Annotated in this window: 17 protein-coding genes; 10 read left to right on the top strand and 7 right to left on the bottom strand. The window is 59.9% G+C overall.

The genetic code is table 11. The features are described 5' to 3' along the window. Window positions 1-79 precede the first annotated feature (79 nt). Both GOW48_RS13450 and rarD read left to right on the top strand, forming a co-directional pair. The gene (locus GOW48_RS13450; protein ID WP_170754530.1) at window positions 80-2,533 is read left to right on the top strand and encodes a GcvT family protein; all 2,454 of its coding nucleotides are present in this window, start codon (window positions 80-82) and stop codon (window positions 2,531-2,533) included. A gap of 254 nt (window positions 2,534-2,787) precedes the next feature. After that, window positions 2,788-3,693 carry an EamA family transporter RarD gene (gene rarD / locus GOW48_RS13445; protein WP_170754528.1) on the top strand — a complete coding sequence of 302 codons (906 nt, stop codon included), beginning with the start codon at window positions 2,788-2,790 and terminating at the stop codon, window positions 3,691-3,693. Here rarD and GOW48_RS13440 read toward each other — a convergent pair. Together GOW48_RS13440 and GOW48_RS13435 are read right to left on the bottom strand one after the other, a co-directional pair. Beyond that, window positions 3,684-4,388 carry an SGNH/GDSL hydrolase family protein gene (locus tag GOW48_RS13440; protein WP_170754526.1) on the bottom strand — a complete coding sequence of 235 codons (705 nt, stop codon included), beginning with the start codon at window positions 4,386-4,388 and terminating at the stop codon, window positions 3,684-3,686. The genes rarD and GOW48_RS13440 overlap by 10 nt on opposite strands. Window position 4,389: 1 nt before the next feature. Then, complete coding sequence (locus GOW48_RS13435; RefSeq protein ID WP_170754524.1) at window positions 4,390-4,800, bottom strand: nuclear transport factor 2 family protein; 411 nt, start codon at window positions 4,798-4,800, stop codon at window positions 4,390-4,392. A gap of 95 nt (window positions 4,801-4,895) precedes the next feature. Here GOW48_RS13435 and GOW48_RS13430 point away from each other — a divergent pair, with 95 nt between their 5' ends. The 5 genes from GOW48_RS13430 (at window position 4,896) to GOW48_RS13410 (ending at window position 8,812) form a co-directional block, all read left to right on the top strand. Further along, on the top strand, window positions 4,896-5,543 hold the full coding sequence (locus GOW48_RS13430) for an RluA family pseudouridine synthase (RefSeq protein ID WP_170754522.1): 648 nt from the start codon (window positions 4,896-4,898) through the stop codon (window positions 5,541-5,543). A 285-nt stretch (window positions 5,544-5,828) separates the two neighbouring features. Continuing rightward, window positions 5,829-6,521, top strand: coding sequence for a helix-turn-helix transcriptional regulator (locus GOW48_RS13425; protein WP_170754520.1), 693 nt, complete (start codon window positions 5,829-5,831; stop codon window positions 6,519-6,521). Window positions 6,522-6,638: 117 nt separating this feature from the next. After that, a complete protein-coding gene (locus GOW48_RS13420) occupies window positions 6,639-7,301 on the top strand; it encodes an OmpA family protein (protein ID WP_170355355.1) in 663 nt (220 codons plus the stop codon). A 122-nt stretch (window positions 7,302-7,423) separates the two neighbouring features. Continuing rightward, entirely contained in the window at window positions 7,424-7,966 is a 543-nt protein-coding gene (locus GOW48_RS13415; RefSeq protein ID WP_170754519.1) for an NADPH-dependent FMN reductase, read from the top strand. Between the two features lie 48 nt (window positions 7,967-8,014). Then, the gene (locus tag GOW48_RS13410) at window positions 8,015-8,812 is read left to right on the top strand and encodes an HTD2 family dehydratase (protein WP_170754517.1); all 798 of its coding nucleotides are present in this window, start codon (window positions 8,015-8,017) and stop codon (window positions 8,810-8,812) included. On the opposite strand, the gene GOW48_RS13405 is transcribed toward GOW48_RS13410, so the two are convergent. Further along, window positions 8,804-9,838 carry an NAD(P)/FAD-dependent oxidoreductase gene (locus GOW48_RS13405; protein WP_170754515.1) on the bottom strand — a complete coding sequence of 345 codons (1,035 nt, stop codon included), beginning with the start codon at window positions 9,836-9,838 and terminating at the stop codon, window positions 8,804-8,806. The two genes, GOW48_RS13410 and GOW48_RS13405, sit on opposite strands and share 9 nt — an antisense overlap. A 55-nt stretch (window positions 9,839-9,893) precedes the next feature. Here GOW48_RS13405 and mnmC2 point away from each other — a divergent pair, with 55 nt between their 5' ends. Both mnmC2 and GOW48_RS13395 read left to right on the top strand, forming a co-directional pair. Beyond that, entirely contained in the window at window positions 9,894-10,559 is a 666-nt protein-coding gene (gene mnmC2 / locus GOW48_RS13400; RefSeq protein WP_170754513.1) for a tRNA (5-methylaminomethyl-2-thiouridine)(34)-methyltransferase MnmC2, read from the top strand. Further along, entirely contained in the window at window positions 10,556-11,425 is an 870-nt protein-coding gene (locus GOW48_RS13395) for a DMT family transporter (RefSeq protein WP_170754511.1), read from the top strand. Before mnmC2 ends, GOW48_RS13395 begins: the two co-directional genes overlap by 4 nt. Here GOW48_RS13395 and GOW48_RS13390 read toward each other — a convergent pair. Beyond that, window positions 11,399-13,363, bottom strand: coding sequence for a lytic transglycosylase domain-containing protein (locus tag GOW48_RS13390; RefSeq protein WP_170754768.1), 1,965 nt, complete (start codon window positions 13,361-13,363; stop codon window positions 11,399-11,401). The genes GOW48_RS13395 and GOW48_RS13390 overlap by 27 nt on opposite strands. A gap of 134 nt (window positions 13,364-13,497) precedes the next feature. On the opposite strand from GOW48_RS13390, the gene dapA reads away from it, so the two are divergent. Then, window positions 13,498-14,370, top strand: a complete 873-nt coding sequence (gene dapA / locus GOW48_RS13385) for a 4-hydroxy-tetrahydrodipicolinate synthase (RefSeq protein ID WP_170754509.1) — start codon at window positions 13,498-13,500, stop codon at window positions 14,368-14,370. A 96-nt stretch (window positions 14,371-14,466) separates the two neighbouring features. Here the strand turns inward: dapA and GOW48_RS13380 are convergent, their stop codons facing one another. From GOW48_RS13380 to GOW48_RS13370, 3 genes are all read right to left on the bottom strand, one after another. Then, on the bottom strand, window positions 14,467-15,339 hold the full coding sequence (locus GOW48_RS13380) for a dimethyl sulfoxide reductase anchor subunit family protein (protein ID WP_170754507.1): 873 nt from the start codon (window positions 15,337-15,339) through the stop codon (window positions 14,467-14,469). Further along, window positions 15,339-16,088, bottom strand: coding sequence for a 4Fe-4S dicluster domain-containing protein (locus tag GOW48_RS13375; RefSeq protein ID WP_170754505.1), 750 nt, complete (start codon window positions 16,086-16,088; stop codon window positions 15,339-15,341). The genes GOW48_RS13380 and GOW48_RS13375 overlap by 1 nt, the downstream gene beginning before the upstream one ends. Window positions 16,089-16,185: 97 nt before the next feature. Next, window positions 16,186-19,032, bottom strand: coding sequence for a molybdopterin oxidoreductase family protein (locus tag GOW48_RS13370; RefSeq protein WP_170754503.1), 2,847 nt, complete (start codon window positions 19,030-19,032; stop codon window positions 16,186-16,188). Window positions 19,033-19,065 lie beyond the last annotated feature (33 nt).

Raw genomic sequence — 19,065 nt, 5'->3', positions numbered from 1 at the left:
TTTTGTGACGCTTTTGGCGCATTTGTTGTCGATCTTCCGTGGCATTTTGGCCCAAACCTGACAGCGCGGAGATTTCAGGATGGTTGATCTTCCCCAAAAGGCCCGAGTGGTCATTATCGGCGGCGGCGTTATCGGATGCTCGGTCGCATATCACCTGACTAAGAAGGGCTGGAGTGATGTCGTTCTGCTGGAGCGCAAGCAGCTGACCAGCGGCACCACATGGCACGCGGCGGGTCTGATCGCGCAGCTGCGGGCGACGGCGAACATGACCAAACTGGCGAAGTATTCGCAGGAACTGTACGGCTCGCTCGAAGAAGAGACCGGCGTGGCCACCGGGTTCAAACGCTGCGGTTCGATCACCGTGGCGCTGACCGAGGAGCGTAAGGAAGAGATCTACCGTCAGGCCGCCATGGCCCGCGCCTTTGGGGTCGAGGTCGAAGAAATCTCGAACGAGCGCGTCAAAGAGATGTACCCGCATCTGAATGTCGAAGACGTCAAGGGCGCGGTCTATCTGCCGCTGGACGGGCAGGGCGACCCGGCCAATATTGCACTGGCGCTGGCCAAGGGCGCGCGGCAACGCGGCGGGATCGTCAAGGAACGGGTGAAAGTCACCGATATCGTCAAACAGGGGCGCACGGTCACGGGCGTCGACTGGGTTGCCGATGACGGCAGCGGCTCGGGTCATACCGAATGCGATATGGTGGTGAACTGCGCCGGTATGTGGGGGCATGAGGTCGGTCGAATGGCGGGCGTGAACGTCCCGCTGCACGCGTGTGAGCATTTCTATATCGTTACCGAAGGCATTGACGGCCTGACCCAGCTGCCGGTTCTGCGCGTGCCGGATGAGTGCGCCTATTACAAGGAAGACGCGGGCAAAATCTTGCTGGGCGCGTTTGAACCCAACGCGAAGCCATGGGCCATGGAGGGCATCCCCGACAGTTTCGAGTTCGACCAACTACCCGAGGATTTCGACCACTTCGAGCCGATCCTTGAGGCGGCAGTAAACCGGATGCCGATGCTGGCCGAGGCGGGGATTCATACCTTCTTCAACGGGCCGGAATCCTTCACGCCCGACGATGCTTATCATCTGGGCCTCGCGCCTGAAATGGACAATGTCTGGGTCGCGGCCGGGTTCAACTCGATCGGTATCCAATCTGCCGGAGGCGCGGGTATGGCGCTGGCCGAGTGGATGGACAGCGGCGAGAAACCGTTTGATCTGGGCGATGTGGATATCAGCCGGATGCAGCCGTTTCAGGGCAACAAGAAGTATCTGTTCGAACGGTCCAAGGAAACGTTGGGCCTGCTTTACGCCGACCACTACCCCTATCGCCAGAAGGCCACAGCGCGTGGCGTGCGGCGCACTCCGTTCCACCATCACCTGCTGGAACAGGGGGCCGTCATGGGTGAATTGGCCGGGTGGGAGCGCGCCAACTGGTTCGCCAACGCAGGTCAGGAACGCGAGTACCACTATAGCTGGAAGCGCCAGAACTGGTTCGAAAACTCCGCCGCTGAACACCGTGCGGTGCGCGAGAATGTGGGCATGTATGACATGTCCTCCTTCGGCAAAATCCGCGTCGAAGGGCCGGATGCCGAGGCGTTCATGAACTACATTGGAGGTGGCGATTACTCAGTGCCCAATGGCAAGATCGTCTACACCCAGTTCCTGAACCGCACCGGAGGGATCGAGGCGGACGTGACCGTAACCCGCCTGACCGAGACCGCCTATCTGGTGGTCACCCCCGCCGCCACCCGTCTGGCCGATCAAACCTGGATGCATCGCCACGCGGGTGGGTTCAACGTGGTCATCACCGATGTCACCGCAGGTGAGGGCGTTCTGGCCGTCATGGGCCCCAACGCGCGCGCGCTGCTGCAAAAGGTCTCGCCCGCCGATTTCTCGAACGCGGCCAACCCGTTTGGCACCGCGCAAGAGATCGAGATGGGCATGGGCCTCGCCCGGGCGCACCGCGTCACCTATGTGGGCGAGCTGGGGTGGGAGATCTACGTCTCCTCCGACATGGCGGGCCACGTGTTCGAAACCCTGTACGAGGCCGGGCAAGATATGGGTCTGAAACTCTGCGGGATGCATATGATGGACTCTTGCCGGATCGAGAAGGGATTCCGCCATTTCGGCCACGACATCACCTGTGAGGATCATGTAGTTGATGCGGGGTTGGGTTTTGCCGTGAAAACCGACAAGGGCTGCGATTTCATCGGACGTGAGGCGGTTATTGCCCGTAAGGAAAGCGGGCCGCAAAGCCGGTTGTTCCAGTTCAGACTGACTGACCCCGAGCCACTGCTGTTCCACAATGAACCCATTCTGCGGGATGGCGAATATGTGGGTTATCTGAGTTCGGGCAATTATGGCCACATGCTGGGTGGCGCCATCGGTCTGGGCTATGTGCCCTGTGCGGGCGAGAAGGCTGCGGATGTGCTTGCCTCAAGCTATGAGATCGACGTCTGCGGCGTGAAGGTCAAAGCAGAAGCCTCGCTGAAACCGATGTACGATCCCAAATCGGAACGCGTAAAAGTCTGAAACGCGGGAAAAGGGGGCGCTGCCCCCGCCGCGGCAAGGCGCGACTCCCCCGAGGTATTTGAGGCCAGATGAAGTGCAGGATCCGTGCTTCATCTGGCCAAAAATATCTCGGAGCGCGAGGCAGAGCCTCGCATGTTGGTTTGGTTCCAAACATGTGACGTATCAGAATTCCTGATGGCCGGCTTCACAGTTTTCGTGGTTTTCATAGGGCAGAGGTTTGCCGTAGAGAGTCCGATATCAATCGGAGACCCGCCGTGGCAAACACACCCATCCCACAGAATGCCGCAGACACGCCCAAGGGGTTGGTATTGGCTGTCACAGCCTATGTTTTGTGGGGATTCTTGCCGCTCTATATGAAAGCCATGGCGCATGTCGGGCCGATCGAGATTGTCTCGCACCGTATTATCTGGTCAGTGCCGGTGGCGGGGTTGCTGCTGGTCGCTTTGGGGCGGACGCAGGATTTGAAGGCGGCGCTGGTGAACCCGAAGATGCTGGTTATGGCGTGTTTGACTGCGGCGCTGATCTCGGTGAATTGGGCCATTTATGTGTGGGCTATTGCCAATGACCGGGCATTGGATGCGGCGCTGGGGTACTACATCAACCCGCTGTTCAGCATCGCCTTGGGCGCGGCGTTGTTGCGAGAGCCTTTGACCAAGACACAATTGGCGGCGGTGGCGATTGCGGCGCTGGGGGTGCTGGTGCTGGTCGTCGAAGCAGGCAGCTTGCCGTGGCCTGCGTTGGGTCTGATGGTCAGCTGGGGGTTTTATGCGTTTTTCAAACGGTCTTTGCCCATCGGGCCCAATCAGGGTTTTTTGCTTGAGGTGCTGATCCTGCTGATTCCAGCCCTGATGTATGTCACCTTGCTTGGCGTGAAGGGCACAGGGCATTTTGGCATGGGGCTTACGGACACCCTGCTGCTGGCCTGTGCTGGGATCGTGACGGCTGTGCCATTGTTGGTCTATGCAAACGGGGCCAAACTGGTGCGGTTGTCGACGATGGGCATCCTGCAATACATCGCGCCCACCATGATCTTCATCACCGCCATAGCTGTGTTCGGCGAGCAGATTGACCGGGGCCGCATGATCGCTTTCCCGCTGATCTGGACGGCTTTGGTCGTGTATTCGATCCCGATGATCCGGCAGATACGGGCTCAGGCCTGACGCAATAGGCGCGCGGCCTCTGCCGCCCATATGGCATAGGTTTTCGGGCTTGGATGATACCCGTCAGGTGCCGCAAGTGCCGGGTCGTCCGGCAGATCGAGAGTGAGATGTCGTGCCTGAGCGCAACTTTCCACGACATCTCGCAACCCAAGATCCAACCGGGCGGCTTGTTGGCCCAGGACCCAGGCCAGTGGTTGGGGCAACGCGGGGAAGCGGTTCATGTGTGGTACGGCGGTTACAACAACGCGCCGCGCGCCCAGCTTACCCGTCAGCAACGCAAGCAGCCGCGACTGCCGTTCCATGAAAACCCTTTGGGAAACAGCCCGCGTGACGTCGTTGACGCCCAGAGCGGTCACCGCCATGTCGAATTGCCCGTTCAAAGCCTGCAGGCGTTCGATCGTGTCCAACGTCGTGTGCCCGGTTGTCGCCTCTAACCGCCACTCTACAGCGTAGTGGCGAGACAGTTCTCGGACCAAACACCCCGATAACGCTTGTGATTGAGTGCCTGCGCCGACACCAGCGGCTGAGCTGTCCCCGGCAATCAGAAGACGCAACCGGGGACCGCGCCCTTCTCGGCCTTCACGTGGACCTGAGGGTTCGGGCAGGAACCGCGCGTTCCGGCGTACGGAAAACCCCTGTGCCGCCAGCACGGGCAACAGGGGAACGCGTAAAAGTTGATCAGCGGCGAGAGGCATATCAGCTTAAAGCGTCTTTGAACTTGAGGAACCGCGCGTCGGTCATAACGCGGGACATCATCGCTTCGCGCAGGGCGCCAACGCTTTTGTAGGGGCGCATGACGACCTCGAAATCCTGGATCAGCCCGTCATCGTTCAGCGTGATCAGGTCAACGCCAACCGCATCCAGATCACCGATCTTGCACTGAAACTCCAGCGCCCAATCCTTGCCGTCCCCCATGATCCGGCGATAATGGAAATCAGAAAACACCTGTCCCACATGTCCCAGCACGGCCGCCACGGGTTCTCGCCCGGTCCATGTGCTGAAATAGGTGGGGGGCAAAAAACGCACGTCTTCGGCCAGCAACTCAAGGATCAGGGTTTCATCGCCCTTGGCGACGACCTCTTGCATACGCTCGATAGTTGGGTGCATCTATTCTCCTCCGCTTTGGAACAGATTTGCCGAACCGTTCAGGGCAGGCAAGGCCGACGTTGCGGGAGGGGGCGCGGTAAGATAGGCAGGCGCGCATGAGCGACGCCTATAATCCCCCTCTGACCCCACTGGATGTGCTGCACGAAGATGCGCAATTGATTGTGGTCAATAAACCCTCGGGTCTGTTGTCAGTGCCAGGACGCGGAGAGCATCTGGCCGACTGCTTGCTGACCCGTGTACAAGCGGTGTTCCCTCAGGCGCTGCTGGTGCATCGGCTGGATCGGGATACGTCGGGCGTGATGGTGTTTGCGCAGACGTCGCATGCGCAGCGTCATCTGAGTATGCAGTTCGAAAAGCGCCAGACCCGCAAGACTTATATCGCCCGCGTTTGGGGGAAGGTTGAGGACAAGATCGGCACTGTCGATCTGCCATTGATTGTCGACTGGCCCAACCGCCCCCGTCAGATGGTGTGCCACGAGACCGGAAAACCCGCCGTAACCGACTGGCGCGTGGTGAAACATGAGGGTGAGACGACACGTATCCGTCTGTTTCCGAAAACCGGTCGCTCGCATCAGTTGCGCGTGCACATGCAATCGCTGGGTCATGCCATTCTGGGCGATCCCTTTTACGCGGAAGGGCCAGCGCGGGACTATCCGCGACTGATGCTGCATTCCGAAGAGCTAAGGTTGAAAAGCCCCGATGGCGGCGCGTCGATGAAGTTCCGCGCCGTGGCGGATTTCTAAGCCGTCCCGGTCCAGAGCAGTTTCAAGTTTCCAAGCGAAAACCGCCTAATTCGTCGCCGCGGGGCGCAGGGTTGTCGAGTGGACATGAGTTCGCGTTCGATTTCAAACGCCCGCAGGTTGTGGTCCTGCGACCAACGCCCAAGTTGCAGTGTCATCATGACGTGATTGTCGCGGCTTGGCATGGCGGATCTCCTGTGTTGGTGATCCAATCTGGCGCATCACTACTGACACCACCTTGTCAGGGGGGTGTGCTAAGGTGTCAGCAGAAAAACTCCGGAGACCGCCATGCGTCGCTCGACCCGTTTGTTTGAAATCATCCAGATCCTGCGCGCCACCGACGCGCCGGTCACAGCCGAGGTGCTGGCCGAAAAGCTCGAAGTTTCGGTGCGTACGGTGTATCGCGACATCGCGGCACTTCAGGCGCAACGCACTCCGATTGAGGGCGAAGCAGGGGTCGGCTACATGATGCGGCGCGGGTATGACCTGCCGCCCCTGAATTTCGACGCCGAAGAAGTTGAGGCGCTGTGGGTTGGCCTGTCAATGTTGGCCCGCACCGGGGACAGTACGTTGCAACAGGCTGCCGACCGGGTGTGCCGCAAGATCGAGGCACTGCGCGCGCCTGCGGACTGGTTGCAAGTGGCGCCGTGGGGCGCACCGATCGACGATCCCGACAAGGGCTGTATCCCCGTTGTGAACTACCGAGAGGCCATCCGCGTCGAGCGCAAGATTCGCATCACCTACATCAATGCCCAAGAGGAAAAAACCGAACGTGTCGTGCGGCCTGTCGCTCTGATTTATCACATAGAATGCACCATGCTGGTCGCCTGGTGCGAGCTTCGTAGCGGGTTTCGCCACTTCCGCACGGATCGAATCTGGGCCTGCGAACTGATAGATGACCATTTTTGCGGTCAGGGAGAGCCGTTGCGCGCCATCTGGCAGGAACAAAACCAATGGGAGACTGGACCAAAAGCCCATTAGACGGCGAGTAACTGCCCATATCACCGCATTGTTGCTTGAGCCTGCCTGCACTAGGCACGATATACTGCCTCAAACAACATGGACCTAAAAAACAGGTCCAGAGCAGAAGGTGAATTCATGACGATTTCCAAGTTTTTTGTAACCGCCGGGCTGTGCTCGGCCATGTTTCTGGGTGCTTGTACGGACCCCGGTACCCTGAACCTTCCGGCCGATCCGAACCAGAACGCCAAGCAAGGTGCAATTCTGGGCAGTATTGTTGGCGCGGGCGTTGGGGCGATTGCCAACGACTCGGACCCGCTTCTGGGTGCCGTGGCCGGTGCCGCAATCGGCGCAGCAGGCGGTGGAATCATTGGCAATCAGCTGGACCAGCAAGCGGCAGAGCTGCGGCAGCAACTGGCCAATGACGGCATTACTATTGTGAACGCAGGCAACCGCCTGATCGTGACCGTGCCCAACGACATTACTTTCAACACCGACAGCGCGACCGTGCGTCCGGCGTTACGGGCCGATCTGGTGAAGGTGGGTCAGAACTTGACGCGCTATCCCAATTCGAACGTGCAGGTTATCGGCCACACCGACAGCGATGGCGAGGCCTCGTATAATCAGGGCCTGTCCGAACGTCGCGCGCGCTCGGTCGCGGATATTCTGCAAGCGAATGGCGTGAATGGCGCGCGGATCTCGACCATTGGTCTGGGCGAAAGTCGTCCTGCTGCATCGAACCTGACCGCTGCGGGCAAGGCGCAGAACCGTCGGGTCGATATCGAGATCATCCCCAACTGATCACATTGACCGAACAGGGCGCCTTTTGGCGCCCTTTTGCGCACATTGACTGCGCGTCAGGTGGGCTTTGGTCCACGACAAAGCCGCGCTACGTATTGGGGAACACGCAACGGAGCTTCCCAATGTCCGAACCGATCCTTCTGAGCCTTTCCGGCTCACTTCGCGAAAGCGCGACCAACCGTAAACTGCTGCGCGAGGCCGCCCGGCTGTTCGAACCCGCCACCCATATCGAGGCAGACCTGAATCTGCCGCTTTACGACGGCGATCTGGAAGAAGGCGAGGGTATTCCCGCCGCCGTTCAGGTGCTGGCGGATCAGATCGCGCAGGCCGATGCGGTGATCATCTCGACCCCGGAATACAACAAGGGGCCGTCTGGCGTACTGAAAAACGCTCTGGATTGGGTCAGCCGAACCAAGGGTCGTCCCTGGGTTGACAAGCCTGTCGCTGTTATGTCTGCGGCTGCCGGACGGGCCGGTGGGGAGCGCGCGCAAATGGTTTTGCGCGGCTATATGGTTCCGTTCCAGCCGCGCATCCTGCAGGGCCCGGAAATCCATTTGGCTGACAGTTCGAACGAATTCGACGAACACGGCAAGCTGGTCAGCGAGCGCTATGAAAGTGCCCTGCGGACCCTGATGCAGAAATTGCGGGCGGAAGCGGGTCTTTGAAAGCCCTGATGGCTTGTTCTGCACAGGCGCGCTGCTTAGGGTTTTCTTATGACCGAGGATATCCTGACTGACACCCTGGACCCGGCGCGTGCTACCGCATTGCAGGCAACGCTGGGTCAAAAGCCAAGTGTAGCAGCCGGGTCCGAGTTGCCACCATTTTTTCATCACCTGTATTTCTGGTCTCCACAGACCCCAGATCAGCTGGGGCGCGACGGGCACCCAAAAGTCGGCGGGCTGATCCCCGACATGGGCCTGCCGCGCCGCATGTGGGCCGGGGGACGGTTGGAGTTTCATACGCCGCTAACAGCAGGAGCGCAGGCCGAGAAGCGGACGGTTTGCGAAAGCTCCGAGGTTAAGGCTGGACGCAGCGGCCCGCTTGGGTTTGTCACTCTGCGTCACGAATTCCACCAGAACGGAGCGCTTTGCCTGACGGAATGGCAGGATTTGGTTTACCGCGAAGACCCCTCGGCGAATGTTGTCCGGCCTGTCGCACCTCAAGCACGCTTGGATGAAACGCATCGGCGGGAGGTCGATTTCGATTCGACAGTGCTGTTTCGCTATTCGGCGCTGACGTTCAACGGGCACCGAATACACTATGATCTGGATTATGCCCGCGAAGTCGAAGGCTATGACGGGCTGGTTGTTCACGGCCCCCTGCTAGCGCAACTGTTGATGATGTTCGCGCAGGATCAGATTGGCCCGCTGGCGCAGTTTTCTTTCCGGGCCTCTTCGCCTTTGATACATTTTGAGCAGGCGATTTTGTGTCGGAACGGCGCGGATATGTGGGTGCGTGGCCCGGACGGACGCCAATGTATGAGCGCGCAGGCCGTGCCCCGTTCAGAGTGAGGCTTCGGACCTGAAATCATCGGGGATGGTATCGCGTTCTTCCAACACCAGATCAGCCATCACCTCAGCCACTTTCGGTGCCATGCCAAAGCCGATCTTGAACCCTCCATTGGCAATGAACTGCCCCTGATGCAAAGGATGTGCCCCCAGCATCGGTGCACGACTTTTGCTGCGAGGGCGGACGCCGGCCCATCGTTCGATCACTTCGGCCCCATGCAGCACCGGCACCGCCCGCATGGCGCGTTCCAACACATCTTCCAGCGCAGCGTCCGTACTGGTTGGATCGTCATACTCTCGTTCCGAAGTTGAACCGATCGCCAGCGTTCCGTCCGCATGAGGAACGAAATGAATGGCGTCTGCAAAAAGTTGTGGAACGTTACCCGCATCAAATCGCAGCAGGGCGGCCTGTCCTTTGACGCCGTTGCCGACTGTCTTTCCGAAAGCGCCGCTCAGTGCTTGCAGCCCGGCCAACCCGGTGGCGTGGATAACCTGACCTTTGTCAGGCGCTTCCGCCTGAACGTGCACGTCCATCACCTCTAACGCGGCGACCAGCGCGGCACAGGCCCGTCTGGGGTGCATCCGCGCGCTGAGCGTGTCGTGAATGACGAAATCGGTGGGGCTGGGCGGGCACCAAGCACCGATCTCCGAGGTTTTGACCACGCGCCATTCGGCATGGCCTTGCCACAAGTCTTGTGCCGTCCCGGCTCTCGCGTAGGCAAGGTCCAAGCTGCGTTGATCGGCAATGGGTTGCAGGCGACCTGACCGGGCATAGCCGGGCGAAACGCCTCCTGTCGCCTCGACCTGTTTCCAGAACGGTTCGGCCATGATCAGGCCGTCGAATTGAAAGGCTTTCTTAGCGTTCCAGTTCTCGGGCACATGCGGGGCCAGCGCACCCACTAGCCCGCCGCTAGAGCCCGCGCCGGGGCCGAACGGGTCGACCACCTGCACCTTGGCGCCGCGCCGGGCGCAGGTCCAAGCGATGGACAGGCCAAAGATACCTGCACCCCGCACCGTCACATCGACCATTGCCAAACCTCATTTCCTTGTTCAGTGTCGCGCCGCTTAGCTACAGGATTCCCCGATGGCAGACCAGCGTGCCGAACTGACATGGCGGGATGGGCAGATCCCCGTCTCGGACCGTTTCGATGACCCCTATTTCTCGCTCCAGAATGGGCTGGAGGAAACGCGGCATGTTTTTCTGGCGGGCAATGATCTGCCTGCACGGTTTGCGCCGGGATTTCGCATTGCCGAGCTAGGTTTCGGAACCGGACTGAACTTGTTGACCGTCTGGTCTGCGTGGGAAAAATCGGGCCAGTCGACTCCGCTGACCTTCACCAGTTTCGAGGCCTACCCAATGGTCCGCGATGACATGTCCCGTGCCTTGGCCGCCTTTCCTGAATTGGCCCAATGGGCCGAACGGTTTCTGGCTACATGGCGGGGAGGCATTTGCGATTTGGGCACTCTGCACCTTGAGGTCATCGAAGGCGATGCCCGGCAAGCCCTGCCTGCGTGGCAGGGCCTTGCGGATGCATGGTTTCTGGACGGGTTTTCCCCCGCCAAGAACCCCGAACTTTGGGGTGCTGACCTGATGCAACAGGTATTTGACCATACCGCCCAAGACGGAACGGCAGCGACTTATACTGCCGCAGGGTTTGTGCGTCGCGGGCTTGAGGATGCGGGCTTTGCTGTCACCCGCGCGCCGGGTTTCGGCCGCAAACGCCATATGACCCGCGCTGTCAGATCATGAGCCAGCAAAACAACACCCGCGCGGGCATCGCGCTGATGATTTCGGCCACAGTTGTGTTTGCCTTGCAGGACGGAATCTCGCGCCATTTGGCAGGGACATATAACACCTACATGGTCGTCATGATCCGCTATTGGTTCTTCGCGGCGTTTGTCATCGCACTGGCCCTGCGCACACCCGGAGGGATCGCGGCCACTGCAAGAACCAGTCAGTTGGGGCTGCAAATCCTGCGCGGTGTTCTGTTGGCCGGAGAGGTCTGCGTCGCGGTTTATGCCTTTACCATCCTTGGGTTGATCGAAAGCCAGGCGGTTTTCATCTGTTATCCCCTGCTGATTGCGGCACTCAGCGGGCCGGTACTGGGCGAACAGGTTGGATGGCGGCGCTGGTCGGCAATTGGAGTGGGGTGCGTCGGGGTTCTGATTATCCTGCAGCCGGGCATGGGCGTGTTCAATCCGTGGGCGGTGATCCCACTGATCTCGGCCCTGATGTTTGCCGTCTATGGTTTGCTGACCCGATACGCAGCACGACGTGACAGCACCGCGACCAGCTTCTTCTGGACCGGTATTGCCGGGGCCGTTGCCATGACTGTCATAGGCCTGTGGTTTTGGGAGCCGATGGTCGGCGGCGACTGGCTTTGGATGGGTCTTTTGTGTCTCAGCGGCGTTCTGGGTCACTGGCTGCTGATCAAGTGCTATGAGATGGCCGAGGCCAGTTCCGTGCAGCCCTTTGCCTATTTCCACCTGATGTGGAGCGCAATCCTTGGCATCTCAGTCTTCGGAGAATCGCTGCGGCCCGCAGTTGTCGTAGGGGCCGCGCTGGTGATTGCGGCGGGGCTGTTCACCCTATGGCGCGAACGCCGCCAGAGTTGACCCCGTGAGTTCTTGCGAAAACGGGACAGGCAAGGCGGGCCGCCCAAGCCGTGCGCGGTAAACCGGCAGGCTTTCGGCGACGCGCATCACATAGTTCCGGGTCTCGCTGAATGGGATAGTCTCAATCCAGTCGACCATGTCGATCTCACCTGCACGCGGGTCGCCATACCGATCCATCCACGAGATCGGCCTGCGTGGTCCAGCGTTATAGCCTGCGGCCATCATCACCACGTTGCCGTTGAAATCCTCGGCCAGACTAGACAGGTAGTTCGCACCCAGCTTGGCATTGTACTGCCAGTCCGATGTAAGGCTCGAGGTCTTGTGCCCGCTGAGAATCCCCATGTTCTTGGCGACCAACTGAGCGGTTGCGGGCATCACCTGCATCAATCCACGTGCGCCTGCACCGCTGATGACGACCGGATCAAACTCGCTTTCTCGGCGGGCGATGGCCAGCGTCATTTCCTTCGCCATTGGCAGGCCAAGATCGGCAACCGGATGCACCGGATAGTACGCAGCGGGCAGCACGACACCGGTTTTTGCCGCTCGTTTGGCAATCATCACTGCTAGATGTGGCTGTTTCAGTTCGATCGCCAGATCACCCAATTGGTTGGCCTGCGTGTCGTCCAGATCTTCGACCAAGTGGGTCAGGAAACGTTCTGATAGGTTGTCCTCGCCCGCACGCAGCAGCAGTAGACCCGCTTCCAGCACGCTGGAATCGGCAAATCCTGCCTGTTTCCAATGCGGGGCTCGGCGTGGGCTGGCCAATTCACTGTCAAAGGGTCGACCGATCCGTTCCGCCGCCAGCAAGCCATAGAATGAGGTCTGGTAGTCAGCCCCCATCGCATAAGCTTCATAAGCCTTGTCCGCATCCCCCTGGGCCGCGTAGGCCCGCCCCAGCCAATAGCCGCCGCGCCCCTTCGAAATAGGGGACGCAACTGCATCCGAGAAGTTCTGGAAATGGCGCACCGCCGTGCCAGGGTCGTTCAGTTTCCGCAGCGCCAGAAATCCGGCCAGCCATTCCAGATCGGCATAACCATAGCCCATCTCAGGCGTCATATGGTGGTTCGCTGCAATCTTGTAGGCTTTTGAGGCGCTACCATTGCGCATCTCAAGCCGCGCCAGACGGCGACGGCCTTCGGCCCATTTGTCGGGTTCCCCCAACGCATCCGGCCCGGTGGAACGCGCCAGCATCAGGTCAATTGCACTGTCGTCCAGCTCTTTCTTGTCGCGCCAGACAAAGCGGTCAAAGGCCAGCCCCGGCGCGTCCGCCAGTGATTTCGGAACCGCAGCGACCTTGCCATCGACACCCGGTTGCCGCTTTTGCAATGCAATTCGCGCCTCGGCTAGTTTACGCTGATCGGTACTGACCAAAGGCAACATCTGGCCAGCGCTAACCAGATGACCGTCCCACAGCATCCGGTCCAGCCGCGCCGCGTGATGAGGTTTCAGTAACGATCCAAAGTTCTCAAGATAGTTCTTTTGCAGTCCGGACCCCATCGGCATGGTCCGCCAGGCGGCCACGATATCAGCCTCGGCATCCCCCGACCGCCCCTTGGCCTTCAGCGCCACAGCATAATTCAATGCACCCTCGGCGGTCTGAGGTGGAACGTCTGTATAGAATTTCACGACGCGATCCGGATCAGCTCCGGTAAAGGCTGGCTCGCTTTTGCGTCGCAGCCATGCGAGGCCGGGCCAATCGGGGCGTCGGTCCAGAAAAACCAACACATCGCCTGAAGTCCCGAAGCCTTCGCGCAACCAGTGCCATACGATAATGTCGCGCGATACCGACCCTCGGGCACCAGATTCGCGCAGGGCGGCGTTCCAATCGCCTTTGCGCATCTCGTAAAGACCCGCGCGCAGGTCGCCCACCGCGTCGGCCCTTGCCTGCCCGAATGAAACCAGAATCACAGCCGTCAAAAGCGCCAGAACGCGTGTCATGCCTTGCATTTCCCAACCAACCAAGGATAGAGCCATTCAGGATAAAGCTTGCATCGTCGGGATCAACACACATCGCAAAGATTGTGATGACCCGCGAGGCAAAAAAACACTAACCGCACACCAAGGAGCGTGTCATGTTCAAAGGCTCAATGCCAGCCCTCGTCACTCCGTTCACTAACGGCGCGTTGGACTTGGATACGCTCAAACGTTTGGTCGAGTGGCACATTCAGGAAGGCTCGACCGGATTGGTCCCTGTGGGCACGACGGGTGAAAGCCCCACACTCAGCCACGAAGAACACGAAACCGTCGTGGCCGAGGTGGTCAAGGCAACCGCCGGTCGCGTGCCAGTGATTGCGGGGGCTGGATCGAACAATACCGTCGAAGCGATCCGCTTTGTGCAGTTCGCACAGACAGTTGGCGCGGATGCGGCACTTGTTGTGACACCCTACTACAACAAGCCGACGCAAAAAGGGCTGATCAAACACTTCCGCGCCCTGCATGAATGCGCGGATATCCCGATCATCATCTACAACATTCCCGGCCGCTCGGTCATCGACATGTCACCCGAAACCATGGGTGAGTTGGCTAAACTACCGCGCATCGTGGGCGTCAAAGATGCCACAGGCGATATCGCTCGGGTCAGCCAGCAACGCGCGTCCTGCGGCTCGGAATTCTGCCAGCTATCGGGCGAGGACGCCACTGCGCTGGGTTTCAACGCCCATGGCGGCGTCGGCTGTATCTCGGTCACTGCAAACGTGGCACCCAAACTCTGCGCCGAATTTCAGCAGGCCACGCTGGATGGCGATTATACCAAGGCGCTTGCGTATCAGGACCGCCTGATGCCCCTGCACGATGCCATCTTCATCGAGCCCGGCCTTGTGGGCGCCAAATACGCGCTTAGCAAACTGGGCCTGTGCAGCCCCGAAGTGCGCTCGCCTCTGACCGAACTGGAAGACAGCACCAAAGCCGCGATCGAAGCAGCCATGAAACACGCAGGCCTGTTGTAAAACCACGCTTCCACCCGGATCCGTTCTTCATCTGGCTACAAATACCTCGGGGGAGGAATTGGCCTTAAAGGCCAAGGAGGGGGCTGGCCCCCTCCATCAGCGTTTGCCGTAATACAGCCCCACGACATGTTCCGCCTGCGCGAAGAACAGCCAACGTGACGTGGCAACACCTGCGATATGGGACAAGACCGCGACGGCGGCAAAGGCATGGCTGAACGGCAGCAGCAGGAACAACACCGGTGCCATGAATGCCAGCACAAAAGAAATGATACGAAGTTTCTCAGCATGTTTGCGGCCAACCACATGCACGAACTCGCGCAGCAGATAATTCGTACCGGTGTGCGGCGGTTCAAACGCTCTGACGTCACCACGTGATCCTAAACCCGTGGCTGTTCCGATATCGGTGCCGGAGCGGGCCAAGGCAGTATCCCCACGCCACCAATACAGCGCTTGAATTGTAGCGGCGACCACAAGAAGTATGATGGAAACTGTGGTTTGTCCGGCCAGCAACGCGCCACCCGCCAAGCTGAAGCTCAGAAACATCGCTGGTGTCAGCGCCATGTTCCAGCGCGGGATTGTCTTAAGTTGGGTGTAAATCATCGAGGTCGTGAAAACCGTGGCCAATGAGAAAGCCGCGCCCAATAGACCTAAAGCACTCCAGCGTTGACCTGCGAAAACGACCCCAAGCGCATAAAGCCCCATCACGATCAAAGCGATCACGGCACACCAGCCTTCACGGCTGAGCCAGCTTGACCGCCACTGTGTAAACGCCTTCCACGCGCGTTCGGGGTGGCCAAGGTGAAAAGTCGAGGCCATCAAACCGCCAACCGACAACGCATAGGCGATCAAAAAGAAAACAAATGCCACCCAGCCCGAGACGTCAGGTACTCCCAGACCCAAAAAGAACAGAAGACCGAAGCCCAAGCCTGAGAGGGTGGTAAAGATGATGACAGAAGGGGCCGGATGCATCAGAGCTTCTCCAGTGCTTTATCGAGCCAGCCAAGGAACCCTTTCGGCTCTTCGGCTACAGGGGCCAGAAGGGGGGCGAGAATGTCGATCTGCTCCTCAATCTGATCCTTGGGGCGCGGAGGCAGGTATTTGTTAACAGGTTTGGTGCCCATCTCATGCATCAGATCCATGCCTTCACGTTCGGCTACCAGTTTGCTGACATCGCTATTGGGGTCGCCAAGGTCTCCGAAATGGCGGGCACCGGCGGGGCAGGTCCGAACGCAGGACGGCACGCGATCCACCTCGGGGAGGTTCTCATTATAGATGCGGTCGACGCAGAGTGTGCATTTCTTCATCACGCCTTCGGCCGCATCCAGTTCCCGCGCGCCATAGGGGCAGGACCATGCGCACAACCCGCAACCGATGCAGTCGCTTTCATTGACCAGAACGATCCCGTCCTCGACCCGTTTATAGCTGGCCCCGGTGGGGCAGACGGTGACGCAGGGGGCGTCCTCGCAATGCAGGCAGGACTTAGGGAAGTGGATGAGTTGGGCATGACCGCCGGCGGGTTGCACCTCGTAGGAATGTACCCGGTTGAGGAATGTGCCTGAGGGGTCGGCCCCATAGGCGTCCTGATCCGACAATGGTGCGCCGTAGTTTTCAGTGTTCCAGCCTTTGCATGAGATCACGCAGGCATGGCAACCGACGCAGGTGTCGAGGTCGATAACCAGGCCCATTTTGCGGTCCGTGGATTGGGGAAGCTGGGTCATGATTGCCTTGCCTCTGCGTTGGTGGGGAAGACAGGAGCGAGGGGCCAGCCCCTCGCGCTCCCCGAGGTATTTTGGGCCAGATGAAGAGCGGATAGGGTCATTTGCCCACCTTCCATGCCAGGTCCTTGGGGCCAGTGCCGACGGGGGACTGGATAGGATCGAATTCCGGCTGACTTTGGGCGTCCGAGGGCGGGGCGGCTTTTTCGAGTTTGACCTTGAGGTCGAACCATGCAGCTTGCCCCGTGATCGGGTCTGAATTGGCCCAGCGCATGCCATCACCTTTGGGGGGGAGGAGTTCGTGAATGAGGTGGTTCAGCAAGAAGCCCTTGGTCGCCTCGGGCGCGTCTTCCTGCAAGGCCCAGGCACCTTTCCGTTTGCCGATTGCATTCCACGTCCAGACGGTGTTGTCGTTGAGCGCGGCCATCTCCATCACCGGCACAGTGATCTCACCGTGGGGCGAGGTGACTTTGGCCCAATCGCCGTCTTCCAGCCTGTGTTCACGCATCAATTTCGTGGGCACGTAGAGCGGGTTGCGACCGTGCAGCTGACGTAGCCATGCGTTTTGGGTGCCCCAGCTGTGATACATCGCCATGGGGCGTTGCGTCAGGGCGTTGACGGTGAATCCTTCGTTACCCTGCTGGTCGGTTTCGTACCAGATGGGCAGCGGGTCCATCGTGTCCTTGAGGCGTTTGCGCAGGTGCTCGGGGGGCTGGCGGTCCCCATGCCCTTCAGCGGCCAGCTGGAATTTGCGCATCGGTTCAGAATAGAGCTGGAAAAGATAGGGTTGCGGGCTGTCATAGAGGCCCATGCTGACGGCCCAGTCCTGATAGGCTGTGTTCCACGGTTTGTAGTAATCTGCGCCTTCGGGGATGTGGGCCACATAGAAGCCGCCATTGTCTATATAACGGGTCAGCTGGTCTGGATTGACCGCTCCGCGCCCTTCTTTATCGCCATCCTCGCCCCGGAACCCGGCCAGCGGTCCGATGCCGGGCTTGCGTTCGTGGTTGACGATGTAGTCGGCGTAGTCTTTCCATTTGGGCGTGCCGTCTTCGTTTGTGAAGCCCGGGAGGCTCATGCGGTTTGCCAGTTCGATCAGAACCGACTGGAACCCGCGCACATCGCGGTCGGGTTCCACCACGGGCCAGCGGATGGCGTCGGCTGCGGCGTCGGCCTCGCAGATCGGGCGGTCCAGCAGCGAGATACAGTCGTGCCGTTCCAGATAGGTGGTGTCGGGCAAGATCAGGTCGGCATAGGCGACCATTTCCGAGGAATAGGCATCCGAGTAGATGATCTTGGGGATGACATATTTGCCGTCTTCGGTTTTGGCCGACAGCATCTCCATCACGCCCTTGGTGTTCATGGAGGAGTTCCACGACATGTTCGCCATATACATGAACAGCGTGTCGATTTTGTAGGGATCACCGGCAGCGGCGTTTGAGATCACCATATGCATCAGCCCATGGGCCGACATCGGGTTTTCCCACGTGAACGCTTTGTCGATGCGCTGGGCCGTTCCGTTTTCGTCCAGCAGCAGGTCTTCGGGGCCGCGCGGGAAGCCCAGATGCGGGCCTTCCAGCGGGCGGCCCGGTCGGCGGTCGCCGTGCGGGGTGGGGTGCGCCTCGACCGGTTTGGGGTAGGGCGGCTTGAAGCGGAAGCCTCCGGGGACTTCGACCGTACCCAGAAGAATTTGCAGCACGTGCAGGGCGCGGCAGGTTTGGAATCCGTTGGCATGGGCCGAAATCCCGCGCATCGCGTGGAAGCTGACTGGGCGGCCGGTCATTTTGGAGTGTTTTTCGCCCCGGAAGTCGGTCCATTCGTGATCCAGTTCGATGGCCTCGTCAAAGGCGACGCGGGCAATCTCGGCCGCGATGGCGCGGATGCGTTGGGCGGGGATGCCGCAGCGGTCGGCCACGTTTTCAGGTGCGTGCTCGTCGGACAGGTATTTCTCGGCCATCAGGTGAAAGACCGGGCGGTGGGTAACACCGTCTTTGTCATAGGTCGCTGACAGGTCCGGACGGACGCCGGGTTTGTCAAAGGCGGCGGGTTTTCCCGTCACGCGGTCGATCACTAAGGGCTTGCCGTCCGCGTCGCGCAGGAACAGGCCCTTTTCCGGGCCGTCTGTGGCGTTCACCAGAACCGGCGCGTTGGTGTAGCGGCCAAGGTAGGTGAGGTCGATCTTGCCCGCTTTCATCAGCACATGAATCAGCGACAGGATGAACAGACCGTCGGTGCCGGGCGTGATCCCGACCCAATCGTCGGCCACCGCGTTATAGCCCGAGCGGATCGGGTTCACCCCGATCACTCGCGCGCCGCGCGCCTTGATCTTGCCGATGCCCATCTTGATCGGGTTGCTGTCGTGGTCTTCGGCCACACCAAACAGCATGAACAACTTGGTGTGGTCCCAATCGGGCTGGCCGAACTCCCAGAACGCGCCGCCCATTGTGTAGATTCCGCCCGCCGCCATGTTGACCGAGCAGAACCCGCCATGGGCTGCATAGTTGGGAGTGCCGAAATTCTGCGCCCAGAAGCTGGTGAAGCTTTGGCTCTGGTCGCGGCCGGTAAAGAAGGCCAGTTTCTGCGGGGCAGTCTCGTGCAGCTCGTTCAGCCAGCCGACTGCGGTGCTGATCGCCTCGTCCCACTCGATCTCGCGGAATTCGCCCGATCCGCGTGGGCCAACTCGGCGCAGCGGTTTGCGCAGGCGCGAGGGCGCGTTGACCTGCATGATCCCGGCGCTGCCTTTTGCGCACAGAACGCCCTTGTTCACAGGGTGGTCGCGGTTGCCTTCAATATAGGCAACCTTGCCGTCCTTCATGTGGACATTGATGCCGCAGCGGCAGGCGCACATGTAGCAGGTGGTCTTGCGGACCTCGTCGGAAACCTTGGGCGAGGTGTCGATCACTGGCTGGCTCAAATGCGCCCCCTTTTCAGCTTGCGACCCGATCATTCCCACGTTTTGAGAAAAATCGGAATAATTTTT

It is taken from the genome of Ruegeria lacuscaerulensis (assembly GCF_013033355.1).
GTDB lineage: Bacteria > Pseudomonadota > Alphaproteobacteria > Rhodobacterales > Rhodobacteraceae > Ruegeria > Ruegeria lacuscaerulensis_A.
Note: the sequence above shows the minus strand (reverse complement) of the source record. Positions and strands in the feature narration are given on the sequence as shown.

Coding starts and splice junctions, on each gene's coding strand:
- mnmC2 (WP_170754513.1), top strand. CDS start 9,894: ATGGCAGACCAGCGTGCCGAACTGACATGGCGGGATGGGCAGATCCCC.
- GOW48_RS13375 (WP_170754505.1), bottom strand. CDS start 16,088: ATGACCCAGCTTCCCCAATCCACGGACCGCAAAATGGGCCTGGTTATC.
- GOW48_RS13390 (WP_170754768.1), bottom strand. CDS start 13,363: ATGACACGCGTTCTGGCGCTTTTGACGGCTGTGATTCTGGTTTCATTC.
- GOW48_RS13425 (WP_170754520.1), top strand. CDS start 5,829: ATGCGTCGCTCGACCCGTTTGTTTGAAATCATCCAGATCCTGCGCGCC.
- GOW48_RS13380 (WP_170754507.1), bottom strand. CDS start 15,339: ATGCATCCGGCCCCTTCTGTCATCATCTTTACCACCCTCTCAGGCTTG.
- GOW48_RS13410 (WP_170754517.1), top strand. CDS start 8,015: ATGACCGAGGATATCCTGACTGACACCCTGGACCCGGCGCGTGCTACC.
- GOW48_RS13405 (WP_170754515.1), bottom strand. CDS start 9,838: ATGGTCGATGTGACGGTGCGGGGTGCAGGTATCTTTGGCCTGTCCATC.
- GOW48_RS13450 (WP_170754530.1), top strand. CDS start 80: ATGGTTGATCTTCCCCAAAAGGCCCGAGTGGTCATTATCGGCGGCGGC.
- GOW48_RS13395 (WP_170754511.1), top strand. CDS start 10,556: ATGAGCCAGCAAAACAACACCCGCGCGGGCATCGCGCTGATGATTTCG.
- GOW48_RS13415 (WP_170754519.1), top strand. CDS start 7,424: ATGTCCGAACCGATCCTTCTGAGCCTTTCCGGCTCACTTCGCGAAAGC.
- GOW48_RS13435 (WP_170754524.1), bottom strand. CDS start 4,800: ATGCACCCAACTATCGAGCGTATGCAAGAGGTCGTCGCCAAGGGCGAT.
- GOW48_RS13440 (WP_170754526.1), bottom strand. CDS start 4,388: ATGCCTCTCGCCGCTGATCAACTTTTACGCGTTCCCCTGTTGCCCGTG.
- GOW48_RS13370 (WP_170754503.1), bottom strand. CDS start 19,032: ATGATCGGGTCGCAAGCTGAAAAGGGGGCGCATTTGAGCCAGCCAGTG.
- GOW48_RS13420 (WP_170355355.1), top strand. CDS start 6,639: ATGACGATTTCCAAGTTTTTTGTAACCGCCGGGCTGTGCTCGGCCATG.
- dapA (WP_170754509.1), top strand. CDS start 13,498: ATGTTCAAAGGCTCAATGCCAGCCCTCGTCACTCCGTTCACTAACGGC.
- GOW48_RS13430 (WP_170754522.1), top strand. CDS start 4,896: ATGAGCGACGCCTATAATCCCCCTCTGACCCCACTGGATGTGCTGCAC.